Source organism: Pseudidiomarina aestuarii (genome assembly GCF_003987355.1).
In the GTDB taxonomy this organism is placed as follows: Bacteria; Pseudomonadota; Gammaproteobacteria; order Enterobacterales; family Alteromonadaceae; genus Pseudidiomarina; species Pseudidiomarina aestuarii.
On the sequence record NZ_PIPR01000001.1, the window covers coordinates 1,453,991 to 1,465,244 of the forward strand.

The 11,254-nt window shown below is 49.9% G+C and carries 12 protein-coding genes; all 12 read right to left on the minus strand.

Annotation, left to right across the window (positions count from 1 at the left end):
* Position 1: 1 nt before the first annotated feature.
* The 12 genes from rng to CWE22_RS06670 all read right to left on the minus strand — a co-directional run bounded on the left by rng (position 2) and on the right by CWE22_RS06670 (position 11,215).
* A complete protein-coding gene (gene rng / locus CWE22_RS06615; protein WP_169930549.1) occupies positions 2-1,474 on the minus strand; it encodes a ribonuclease G in 1,473 nt (490 codons plus the stop codon).
* 3 nt (positions 1,475-1,477) lie between these two features.
* Positions 1,478-2,095, minus strand: a complete 618-nt coding sequence (locus CWE22_RS06620; protein WP_169930550.1) for a Maf family protein — start codon at positions 2,093-2,095, stop codon at positions 1,478-1,480.
* Positions 2,096-2,104: 9 nt separating this feature from the next.
* The gene (gene mreD / locus CWE22_RS06625) at positions 2,105-2,587 is read right to left on the minus strand and encodes a rod shape-determining protein MreD (RefSeq protein ID WP_169930551.1); all 483 of its coding nucleotides are present in this window, start codon (positions 2,585-2,587) and stop codon (positions 2,105-2,107) included.
* A complete protein-coding gene (mreC, locus tag CWE22_RS06630) occupies positions 2,577-3,488 on the minus strand; it encodes a rod shape-determining protein MreC (protein WP_169930552.1) in 912 nt (303 codons plus the stop codon). The genes mreD and mreC overlap by 11 nt, the downstream gene beginning before the upstream one ends.
* 8 nt (positions 3,489-3,496) lie before the next feature.
* Positions 3,497-4,540 (minus strand): rod shape-determining protein, encoded by a 1,044-nt coding sequence (locus CWE22_RS06635; RefSeq protein ID WP_169930553.1) that lies wholly within the window; start codon positions 4,538-4,540, stop codon positions 3,497-3,499.
* A gap of 146 nt (positions 4,541-4,686) precedes the next feature.
* On the minus strand, positions 4,687-7,650 hold the full coding sequence (locus CWE22_RS06640) for a DUF6701 domain-containing protein (protein WP_169930554.1): 2,964 nt from the start codon (positions 7,648-7,650) through the stop codon (positions 4,687-4,689).
* The gene (locus tag CWE22_RS06645; protein WP_169930555.1) at positions 7,637-8,053 is read right to left on the minus strand and encodes a hypothetical protein; all 417 of its coding nucleotides are present in this window, start codon (positions 8,051-8,053) and stop codon (positions 7,637-7,639) included. Before CWE22_RS06645 ends, CWE22_RS06640 begins: the two co-directional genes overlap by 14 nt.
* Positions 8,037-8,846 carry a PilW family protein gene (locus CWE22_RS06650; RefSeq protein WP_169930556.1) on the minus strand — a complete coding sequence of 270 codons (810 nt, stop codon included), beginning with the start codon at positions 8,844-8,846 and terminating at the stop codon, positions 8,037-8,039. The genes CWE22_RS06645 and CWE22_RS06650 overlap by 17 nt, the downstream gene beginning before the upstream one ends.
* The gene (locus tag CWE22_RS06655; RefSeq protein WP_169930557.1) at positions 8,843-9,367 is read right to left on the minus strand and encodes a type II secretion system protein; all 525 of its coding nucleotides are present in this window, start codon (positions 9,365-9,367) and stop codon (positions 8,843-8,845) included. The genes CWE22_RS06650 and CWE22_RS06655 overlap by 4 nt, the downstream gene beginning before the upstream one ends.
* Positions 9,364-9,876, minus strand: coding sequence for a prepilin-type N-terminal cleavage/methylation domain-containing protein (locus CWE22_RS12155; RefSeq protein WP_169930558.1), 513 nt, complete (start codon positions 9,874-9,876; stop codon positions 9,364-9,366). Before CWE22_RS12155 ends, CWE22_RS06655 begins: the two co-directional genes overlap by 4 nt.
* Positions 9,877-9,989: 113 nt before the next feature.
* Entirely contained in the window at positions 9,990-10,565 is a 576-nt protein-coding gene (locus CWE22_RS12160; protein WP_169930559.1) for a type II secretion system protein, read from the minus strand.
* Positions 10,566-10,624: 59 nt separating this feature from the next.
* Positions 10,625-11,215 carry a prepilin-type N-terminal cleavage/methylation domain-containing protein gene (locus CWE22_RS06670; RefSeq protein ID WP_169930560.1) on the minus strand — a complete coding sequence of 197 codons (591 nt, stop codon included), beginning with the start codon at positions 11,213-11,215 and terminating at the stop codon, positions 10,625-10,627.
* Positions 11,216-11,254 lie beyond the last annotated feature (39 nt).

Sequence of the window (11,254 nt, forward strand, 5' to 3'; positions counted from 1 at the left end):
GTTACATCATGACCACGTCAAATTGCTCTTGGTGATAGAGCGGTTCAATGGAAATACGCACTTGCTTGCCAATAAAGACCTCAAGTTCCGCCAGCGCATGAGACTCCTCATTGAGGAGACTATCGGCAACTTTGGGTGAGGCATAAACCACAAAATGATCGGCCGCATACGCTCGATTCACACGGACAATTTCGCGCATAATTTCGTAGCACACCGTCTCCACAGTCTTCATGCTTCCACGCCCACTGCATACTGGGCATTCAGAGCACAACACATGCTCAAGACTTTCGCGGGTGCGCTTACGTGTCATTTCGACCAAACCGAGCGAGGTAAAACCATTGATCGAGGTTTTAGCACGGTCTTTTGCTAGTGCTTGCTCTAAGCTGTGCAGAACTCGCTTACGATGGTCGTTGTTCTGCATATCAATAAAGTCGATGATGATGATACCACCCAAATTTCGCAGTCGTAGTTGTCGTGCAATCGCCTGGGTCGCTTCAATATTGGTGTTGAAAATGGTTTCTTCGAGATTCCGATGACCTACAAAACCGCCGGTATTGATATCAATCGTGGTCATTGCTTCGGTTTGGTCAATAATAATGGAGCCACCCGATTTGAGCTCTACTTTACGATCTAAGGCTCGCTGTACTTCATTTTCGACGTCGAATAAATCAAAGATTGGCCGATCACCGGTGTAGTACTCCAGCGCTTCGGTAAGCTCAGGAATAAACTCGGTCACAAATTCATTCAGTAGGTCAAAGGTGACGCGCGAGTCGACTCGGATCCGCTCGATCTGTTCGCCGACAAAATCACGCAAAATACGACACGATAAATTCAAGTCTTCATACACCAAGCCAATTTTGCGCATGGCTTTACGACGCTTTTGAATGGTATCCCAAAGCCGCCGCAAAAACGCTGCATCACGGCTTATATCTTCGTCACTGGCGCCCTCGGCGGCGGTACGGACTATAAAGCCACCCTCGCTATCGCAATAGGGCTCTGCCGCTCGCTTGAGCCGATCGCGTTCTTTTTCATCCTCAATACGCTGTGAAATACCCACATGAGGCGATTGCGGCATCAACACCATGTACCGTGACGGGATAGTGATGTCGGTCGTCAGACGTGCGCCCTTTGTACCCAGAGGATCTTTGATAACTTGCACGAGAATTTGCTGCCCCGGCCGCACCAATTGAGCGATATCAGCGGTGCTACGCATCGGCTTAGCATCAATTTCCTCAACCTGCTCGATGTGGGTCACTATATCTGAGGCATGCAAGAATGCTGCTTTATCAAGCCCAATATCAACAAAGGCTGCTTGCATCCCAGGCAGTACCCGTGACACTTTGCCGACGTAGATATTGCCGACCAAACCACGCTTCGCTTGGCGCTCAATATGCAATTCTTGCAAGATGCCATTTTCGATTAACGCAACGCGCGTCTCGGTTGGCGTCACGTTCATTAAAATTTCTGCGCTCACAGGCTAAGATCCTTTACTGATGGAGGTTGAGCTCGCAGCCGCATGTGCGCGCTCAACCGCCTGCAATAATTGTTCGGTTTCATATAGGGGTAATCCTACCACAGCCAGGTAACTTCCCTCGAGGTGAGTCACGAACTTGGCAGCGCGCCCTTGAATACCATAACCACCTGCTTTGTCATGTGGTTCGCCGCTGAGCCAGTAATTCGTTATTTCAGCTTCGGATAATGCTTTGAAGGTGACAGACGCACTCACTACTGCGACCTCTTGATGCGTGCCATCGGTCACGGCAACAGCAGTCAAAACAGCGTGCTTGCGGTCGGAGAGTAGCGCCATCATGCGGCGATAATCGGCTTCATCTTGAGGTTTTTCGAGCACGGTTTCGTCGACGGTCACTATGGTATCGGAGCCGATCACCATGGCCGCCTGCTGAGGGTGTTGCTGCTGCCACAGCGCGAAACCTGCTGCCGCCTTGGTTTCAGCTAAGCGCTGCACATAAGCAGTGGGCGATTCGCCGAACTCTCGCTCTTCAGGTATATGAGTGACCAAAACCTGAAACGGTCGGTCAAGCAGTTGCAGTAGTTCACGGCGGCGAGGCGATGCAGACGCAAGGATCAGTTCCATAACGGCTTCCTAGCGAATGGCGTAACGACGACGATACTGACGCAGGATGAGATAAATCCATGGCCATATAATCGCTGACGACAGCACCGGATACAGGTAGGGTAACTGAAACACCGCATCATTCAGAACATGTTCGAGTTCGTAGACAATGGCTCGCTTCACGAGTATCAACATACCGACAATAATGGCTTGTTGCGTTAGGGAGTAATTGCGGATCCGTTGAAAGTGACGAATGGCGGGATAAGCCATGATCAGGAGCGCAGTAGCGTAAATACCGAATACCGAGCCCATTAAGATATCGGCGAGCAAACCTAGGATCAATACGGTGCCCACACCGACTCGGTGCGGTATGGCAAGCAACCAATAAATAATGAGTAGACTGAGCCAATCAGGACGCCACGCTTCCAACATAGAAGGCAGCGGCATCACCATCAACACCATTGCAACTACATAGCTCAACAACAAGGGAGGTAAGCCAGACTTAATCCACATCGTTAGCTGCCTCCGTTGTTGGCTCAAGCTCGGTGTCGAGTTCGGTATCAACAGCCTCATCATAAACTGGTGATTCGGTCGCATCAGCAGGCCATAGCAATAATACGGAACGGATACGATCGAGTTGAGAGAAAGGCTCGGCTAACACTTTGGCGTACTGCAGTCGCTCGTCACGGTCGATCGACACGATTCGTGCCACTGGGTAGCCCTCGGGGAATACACCACCCAGACCTGAGGTGAGCAACACATCGCCTTCTTCAAGTTCGGTGCTATGCGGTATAAATTTCAATTCGACGCGTTGTAAATCACCAAAACCTTGCGCCAGCACTCGAATATCATTGCGTTCAGCACGCAACGAAATAGCGTGACTTTGATCGGCCAAGAGCAAGATTCGTGCAGTATTGCGGCCAACGCTCAGTACTTGGCCAACAATTCCTTGGTCATCAAGCACTGGTTGGCCCTCGTACACACCGTTGGCAAACCCTTTATTCACCACCACTTGATGAGAAAATGGGTCGGTCGCTACTGCAACGACTTCAGCAACCATACGTCGTGAGGTTTGACGTACGTCAGAGCCAAGTAACTGGCGCAAACGCGCATTTTCATTTTCGAGGAAATTGAGCCGTTGTACGGCCATTTGTAGTTCTTGCAACTCACGCGACAACGCTTCATTTTCTTCACGCAACGCCGAGCGGGTTTGGGCCAGGTAAACCAATCGGTCTAAAACTTGTTCGGGTAGTACTGCGAGATATTGCACAGGAGCAACGAGGGTACTTAAAAACGAACGCACCGGCTGCATGGTATTGAGCCGGTGGTCGAGAAAAATCATTAACGCAGCAAACGCCAGCGTGAGCAGCAAGCGAGTACGGAGCGTGGGACCTCGTTCAAACAGCGATTGCATGCAACCGCCTACTCGTAACTAAAGAGGTCACCGCCGTGCATGTCGATCATTTCCAACGCTTTGCCGCCACCTCGTGCTACGCAGGTCAACGGGTCATCCGCGATAATGACTGGAATGCCGGTCTCTTCCATGAGTAGACGGTCAAGGTCACGCAATAATGCACCACCGCCAGTCAGCACCATACCGCGCTCAGAAATATCTGAGGCTAATTCAGGTGGTGACTGCTCGAGAGCTACCATTACGGCGCTCACGATACCTTGCAGTGGCTCTTGCAGAGCTTCTAAGATTTCGTTGCTGTTCAGCGTAAATGACCGTGGCACGCCTTCTGCAAGGTTACGCCCGCGCACTTCAATTTCGCGAACTTCATCGCCCGGGAATGCCGATCCAATCTCATGCTTGATACGTTCTGCGGTCGCTTCACCAATCAGTGAACCGAAGTTGCGACGTATGTAATTGACGATAGCTTCGTCAAACTTATCGCCACCAATGCGCACAGATGAGGAATAAACGACACCATTCAATGAAATAATCGCGACTTCTGTGGTACCACCACCAATATCGACAACCATGGAGCCAGTTGCTTCGGATACTGGTAAACCGGCGCCGATAGCTGCTGCCATAGGCTCATCAATCAGGTGAACTTCACGAGCACCAGCACCGAGTGCTGATTCACGAATGGCGCGACGTTCTACTTGAGTCGAGCCACAAGGAACGCACACTAGCACACGGGGGCTTGGGCGAAAGTAATGGCTGTCATGCACTTGCTTAATGAAGTGCTGGAGCATCTTTTCGGTGACATAAAAATCTGCAATCACGCCGTCTTTCATCGGGCGGATCGCTTTGATGTTCCCCGGCGTACGACCGAGCATTTGTTTGGCCGCATGGCCGACTGCAGCGACACTTTTCGGGCCGCCTGAACGCTCTTGACGAATCGCAACGACCGATGGCTCGTTCAACACAATACCCTCGTCTTTGACATAGATGAGTGTGTTTGCTGTTCCTAAATCGATCGACAGATCGTTGGAGAAGATACCCCGAAGTTTCTTAAACATGGACTGGCCAATCCCTACTTAATAATTTTTATGCGTGATTCTGGTGTTGCTTTGCAGCGCACAGTGGTTGATCACCACACTTTAGCAATGTGGGCTTCGTACGGCAAGCAGCGAGGGGGCTATATTACCACGGTTTTACCGATTCATTACCAACCCAATTCACGTTGATAGATAATTCGATCGTTGCCGCGGAAAACGCCAAACTCAATGGGTGCACACGGGTTGAGTTCAGGACTGAGTGCAGGGCTGCAATCGTCGTCCCAATTAAACTGTAACCATGGCAAGCCAATGTCATTCAGATTCAAAATCCAGTCAAAGGTTCCAGACAATCCTTCAACAGCGGTTTGCCCTAACAATAATGGCTCTGCGGTTGTGGCAGTGCCATCATTCATCGCCGTTGCGACTAGAGCCTGCGCTTCGAGATCTGCAGCGGTTAAACTCTCATCTGAGACGAAGTTCTGAAAGCGCGTCGCTTCCGGTTGCATCCAAACATCACTATACAAGGTACTGTCATCCCGAATGTTATTCACAAAGCCCGCACCGTCAAAATACTCAATGGTGAAATCCAGTTCTAAGGTATCATTCGCTGGACCGTAGCTGGGTAGCAGGCGCAGCCGCCCGTCCAACAGTTCGGTACCCTGCAGTGGCGTGAATACATAACTGAGACAAGTCCCCGCTGCGTTAGTTTTAACGCAGACGTCATCGCTATCGGTCAACGTCGCCGCCGGTAGCGTCAGTTCAGCACAGGCTTGGAATGGCGCGATGTACGTAGCTGGGTCTTGCACGTAAGCCAAACCAGCCTCGGTAGTGAGTGACACAGTAAACTCGCCATTCACATCGGTATCGGTACCGCTATTGATTGTTGCACTCGAAGCCCCGAAACCAGCTAACGCAAACGGACCTTGCGCATCACAGCTGGTGGAATGCGTGTAACTGCGCGCCGACCAGTCTGGAGAGTATTTAAAGAAGTCGTCGCGATAATTGGTTACTGGAGCACCTTGAACACTCTTGGGTGCCAGAATAAGTTGCGGAAAATTACCACTGAGTTCAAGTGGCTGTCCCACGTAGGTAAAATCATCTTGAGCAGGTAAAAAGGTCGGCTGAACCACTTCACTTGCGGTGAAATAGGCTGGATAGAATCGCCCCATAGGAACGCTAGTGCCAGTGACATCTGCGGTGCCTAAATAAGCGCCACCTGTGTGCGTTGCTACAAACTCGACCACGCCAATATCACTATAACGTGCCGTTGCACTGGAATAGGTTCCAGTACTACTGCCATCAAAGGCCAAGTTGTCATCTAGCGTTACTGCACCACCAGCTCCTGTTGGGGCGACGTAGTTTGGCGTTCCAGCTAATTGCGGGCGTTGTTGTGGTGATTCATTACCGTAATTCGGTGTCGTCGCACCCTGCGCATTGACTGCAGTAACCGCAATCGGGAAGGTTTCACCAGCCATTTTATATTTTGGTGCAAGGCTGTAATCAGCCGAAAATCCTGACACATCGGCTGCAGCCTCGGTGCTAATCACAAATGCGAATGGCCGCACTATTACATCCGTTGCAAGACTACCCGTAAGCTCAGCGGCAGTAGCCACTGTTTTGCGAGCCGTGAAATCGATAGCGCCTACATCAGGATACTCGACAGGCAGAGTCGCAATACCCCCCGTAAAGGTCGTGCTCACTGTTGCAAACGTGGGTGCTGTGGGAATCGTTGTCACACCGGTGGTCGCATTCTGCAGACAAGTCAAAGGATTGGTACAGGTCATCGCTAATTCGATATCTTGTGCGCCATCTAATGCAGCCACGCACGCACCGGTATTATTGTCGGTACGAATAGCTTCAACAGTCAAATTAAAACTGACTCCGGCTTGGGCTGCTGTCGGCGCGCTCAACAAAAATCCTGTATCTACGAAATTGATCGCGCAATTATCAACTCCAGCCAAGTCACACTGATTGGGAGTGACAAAAGACTCGGAGGTTTGCAGTGATAAGGTATAAGGTCCCGCCACACTGACGGCTAACTCAACGGTTGCCGCGCCACTCGGAAAACTGCCTGTTGCTGTGAAGGTATTGACGCCATCGGTTGCAGTGAGCGTATAAGTTCCCGTTGCAGCAACATTTGCTGAGCACGCTGCATCGATACAAGGCCGCAATGTGATGGTCTCTGCAAGGCAGGTTAATCCCTCGCCATCATGCACAATTTCAAAATGGTCGACATCGCCGCTCGGGTCTGCGCATGGGTCTTCCTCGTTAACGCCGAAGTCACAGGCACCGCCACCCGGATTGCCATAATCACTCCCGTCTGGTGCGTTCACATAACCGTCTACATCACCATTGTTATCAGTGATACAACCAGAATTGACGTTTCCCGTAATCTGCCCATTATTGACTACGGTTTCACCCTCGGAGTCATCACAGTTAACAATTAGATCACCGTCCACGGTTCCTTCGTTGACTACGTTACCAGTACCGGTAACCGTTCCCGTAACGGTGGAATTGCCGCCAGAGATAATAATATCGTCACCGGTAATGTCACCGGTAACATCATTATTTTGACCTAATGTAATATCTTCGGCTTGAATATTACCGATGATGGTGACGTTCTCACCCGTTTCTAAGTTACCGGTAACGTTGACGTTCCCTTCAATGCTGCTGCCGTTGCCAATGGTGACATTACCCGTGATGTTCAAATTACCCGTAAAGTTCGTATTGTTCTCTGCTAAAATTGAACCCGTGACATTGATCTGAGCGTTCACTTGGTTACCGTTATTTCCGGACAACAAATCGCCCTGAACATCGACAATCACATCGAGAGCGTTACCACCCACGTTGATATCAGTTCCCCGCAAATCAAGATTACCAGTGATGGTCCAATACACAGGTTCCGAAAATTCAATGAAATTATTATTGCCGTTAATCAGTGAAATATTGCCGGTACATATGACATCTAAATAGGTAATTGAATTGATCGTTTGCGTCGTGCCTGGCACTGAGCAATTGCGGACTGGGTTTTGTCCACCACCGGTGCCCACATCATCAGGAATGATGTAAGTGTCAGCCCAAGCCATAGCGGGCAGAAGCGCAATAAGTGCGAGCCACTTAGTCATTCGCATCGGTGGCCTCCGTTAAAATTCTGCGGGTGTAGGTCTCTGTGCCCAATTCGCAACTGCCCTCTGCTTCAAGCCGATAGAGAGTCGCACTAAGTTCAGTCACGATTATTTCCGCACAAGTGACTTCAGCACTGCAATTCCGTAAACCTTCAGAATCAAATGCTGGAATAGTCGTTACGCTGCAATCGGCAACGCCTCCGCCGACAGGGAATAGCTTTAATAACGCTTCTTGAGTCGCACTTTTCGCCGCAAAGTTAGCGCGGGCACCACCCACATTGGCTACCGTGGCACTGCTGGCACTACCAAATAAACTGTAAAGCGCAGCAGCAATCAAAGCCATGACGACGATGACGAAGATAGCAACCACGAGTGCACTGCCGGCCTGGTGTTTAGGGTAGGTTAACAATGGTCACCCCATGATGCATCGTCAGACGCTCGCTGCTGCGCGCACTGCCAATTATGAGTACGAGCTCGATGGTTTTGCGCCGGACGTCATTGGCGACCTCTTGAAACGGCCGCTCTGCAGCGACTGCGACATTGTTCACCACAAAATTTGCCATCACATCTTCCACACCTGTTCCTGGCAGCGTCAACAAATCCGGCTGAGTCGCCTCAACACCATAACCACTAAAACGCACTAGACGATTCGTAGTAGTCACGCACCAACTGACAGGATCATCGAGAATATAAACCCGCTTTGCAGGACTTTCCCTCTGAAAACGCGTGGTCGGATCCAACTCAAACTCAGTATAGCCCGCAGCTGGCGTATCGTCATTGATCACCGTTACTTCCTTGACGCGACGGTCATCGGCATAGGCATGGGTTTCAGTTTGAGCAAAAATAGCAATGCGTTGCCCCACCTCAAAGTCATCTTGAAAAGGTGTCACCACCTGCAATAGATTGGATTGAAACGGCAGTTGTGTGTAGATACTACCTGCTGTGACCGGAATATATTCGATACAGCGATAGTCAGCACTTACTCGAACGCTTGCGGGAAGCACATTCTCGAGTTCTTTAGTAAGCCGCTCCAACAGAAAGCGCCCCTTACTGACTTGCTCATCACGGGCGACTGCATCCACATATATTTGCGTGCCGAAGCCAACAAATTGATACCCACCGACACCCACAATCCCGAGCAGCACAATCACGATAATCAATTCTATCAGGGTAAAGCCATGCTGCTTCTGTGTGCGCATCATAAGTTACCTCGATACGCAGCAAAGGTAATCACTTGTCCGGTTGGCGTTGTTACATCAACTTGAATGCGCTTGTAGTCTTCGATAGTGGCATCGGGGCCGCAGTTGCCAGTGATCGTTGCGGCATAGCAAACGGTCACTGATACCTCAAAGTTACGGTATAAGTCACTGATAGTCGCACCGCTGAGGAGTTCACCAGCAGTGGTATAACCATCAAAATCATCGACATCATTCCAATCTTCACGACTGGGCTCTTCTGCCCCGAGCGTCGTCGAGCACTGCCGTGGGGGAACGGGATTACACGAACCCGCACTAGACCCTTGGGAATTAGCTTGATCAAAGTCGAGCGCTAAAATTTCGGTCAGCAGAGACTGTCCTAATTCGGTTGCTCGCACCTGATAGACAGGGTCAACCGAGTTTCTTGATTGCTGAAATAAAGTTGATGAGATGCCCACCAGCGCGATGGCTAGAACCACGAGTCCTACCACAATTTCAACTAGCGTGAAGCCTTTGTTTTGCGTCATGGGCAAGCCCCGACATCAATATAGCCTTGGCGACCGACGCATACTTTGAGGCTGCTAACGCCAGTAATAGTGAACTCGTGATTTACCGCATCTTCGCATTTGCCTGGGGCTTCAATCGGACAACCGAGCGCATTAAACGCCAGCGTGTATGGAACGATCACGGCGGAGCTGGCAATAGTTACATTGGCCGATGCTGCCTCTGAAGTAGAGATACCGCTGCCAGTACTGGGTAATGGGTTAGGAATGGCTACTGCGGCGCAATCATCAACAGCACCGAAGCGATCCGCTTCAATGCGCACCCCGAAGCATTGCGTGGTATTTTGCATGGCGCGTTGCTGCTGTAAGCGCAAAACGCTGTGCAGGCGGGCTTGAAAGAAATTCTCGTCGAATCCCTCACGACCGAAGAAAACAGGTCCCGCAGTCACCGCGAGAATACCAATGACAACGACCACAATCACCAATTCAATGATGGTGAAGCCTTGGTTGGATCTGTGCGGATTTGCTGCCATCGCTCGAAACCTAGCGTGAAAGTGGTTTAGAAATCATACGTGGCAAGAACTGGCTAAGACAAGCCAAATATTGAAGAAAAGAAAAGGCGCCGAAGCGCCTTTCTTAGATGCTATTAACAATCTAAATTTGTAATCGTAATTACTGGTTGGCTGTCTGAATCAGCTGGACCCGTATATTCGATGTAGCACGATACCACTTCGTCAAAATCGACACCTGCAGTTGCTGGGGCGACCGCTGCTGCACCATCGTCGTCACTGTTACGACCAACTGGAGAAATTTTTACAGAATCACCCACTGCTGGGTCAGATGCCGGATCGGTTTGGTCAACGCTGTAAACGATATCCCAATCACCCGAACTCAAATTTAATGCACTGATGATACCAGCCGCAGTTGGCGCTGGATAACCGTATATAACATCATATCCATCTGTTGAAGGATAGGTATCATCGGTAGTATCACCAGCGGTACCATTGTCGTCGATACCATCATTTTCAATACCATCGATAGACGCTTTACCATAGATAATATCACCAGCAGAAATCATTGATGCTTGAATTTTCTGCAGAGTCCCTTCACGAGCATCACCACCAAAGTTGATAAACTGTGGTGCAGCAGTGACCGCCAAAATCCCCAAGACCACGATCACAATGATCAGCTCGATCAAAGTAAAACCTTTTTGTGAGTTCATAACGCACTTCCTTTCTATTATTTGAGGAAATTCCTCAGTTATAAGTATAAAACTTAAAATCAGTCATTATTACTGTAAATGCTTACCCCACCGGTGCGTGGATTGTAAACAAAAGCATTGCCCACGCTCAAATAGTCGTCACCCGCCGGTGCAGCGGTTCGACTTTTAATGGTATTTGCTAGATAGTACACGCAAATATCATTCGTTCCGTTGTTTTCGCGAGCCACGAAATAACGGTTTTCACCCAGTAGGGTAAAATTGGTTGTGGCGGTTGGTGCGCCTTGCAAAATAGCCTGCATCAAGGTGCGACAATCGTCACCGATTAAATTTTCATCATGTGCGTCGAGGTTACTGTTGCCGCTAACGGGAAAACCCGTATTGCCATCAACATTGACAGTAATGCCATCCATGACAACCTCAGCGCCAGCACCTTGAGCATTGCCGGAGGGGCGACCACGAAGTTCCCATTCCGCACGCACCAAGGAAATAGCGGTCGCAAAACCACCTGCAACACCCTCAAGTGCTGAGTCCTCAGCATCAGCCGTGACACTGGTAAATCGAGGCAGTGCTGATGCCGCGAGCAATCCAAGGATCACGACTACAATAATCAGCTCGATTAATGTAAAACCTGAATGTCTATTCTGTAGCACTTGGTACTTCCCCTTACGACTTATTGTTTATTATCTAGT

What these genes read in the sequence shown, in the direction of transcription:
- CWE22_RS06620 (WP_169930550.1), bottom strand. Translation starts at nt 2,095, where the DNA reads ATGGAACTGATCCTTGCGTCTGCATCGCCTCGCCGCCGTGAACTACTG.
- mreD (WP_169930551.1), bottom strand. Translation starts at nt 2,587, where the DNA reads ATGTGGATTAAGTCTGGCTTACCTCCCTTGTTGTTGAGCTATGTAGTT.
- mreC (WP_169930552.1), bottom strand. Translation starts at nt 3,488, where the DNA reads ATGCAATCGCTGTTTGAACGAGGTCCCACGCTCCGTACTCGCTTGCTG.
- CWE22_RS06635 (WP_169930553.1), bottom strand. Translation starts at nt 4,540, where the DNA reads ATGTTTAAGAAACTTCGGGGTATCTTCTCCAACGATCTGTCGATCGAT.
- CWE22_RS06640 (WP_169930554.1), bottom strand. Translation starts at nt 7,650, where the DNA reads ATGCGAATGACTAAGTGGCTCGCACTTATTGCGCTTCTGCCCGCTATG.
- CWE22_RS06650 (WP_169930556.1), bottom strand. Translation starts at nt 8,846, where the DNA reads ATGATGCGCACACAGAAGCAGCATGGCTTTACCCTGATAGAATTGATT.
- CWE22_RS06655 (WP_169930557.1), bottom strand. Translation starts at nt 9,367, where the DNA reads ATGACGCAAAACAAAGGCTTCACGCTAGTTGAAATTGTGGTAGGACTC.
- CWE22_RS12155 (WP_169930558.1), bottom strand. Translation starts at nt 9,876, where the DNA reads ATGGCAGCAAATCCGCACAGATCCAACCAAGGCTTCACCATCATTGAA.
- CWE22_RS12160 (WP_169930559.1), bottom strand. Translation starts at nt 10,565, where the DNA reads ATGAACTCACAAAAAGGTTTTACTTTGATCGAGCTGATCATTGTGATC.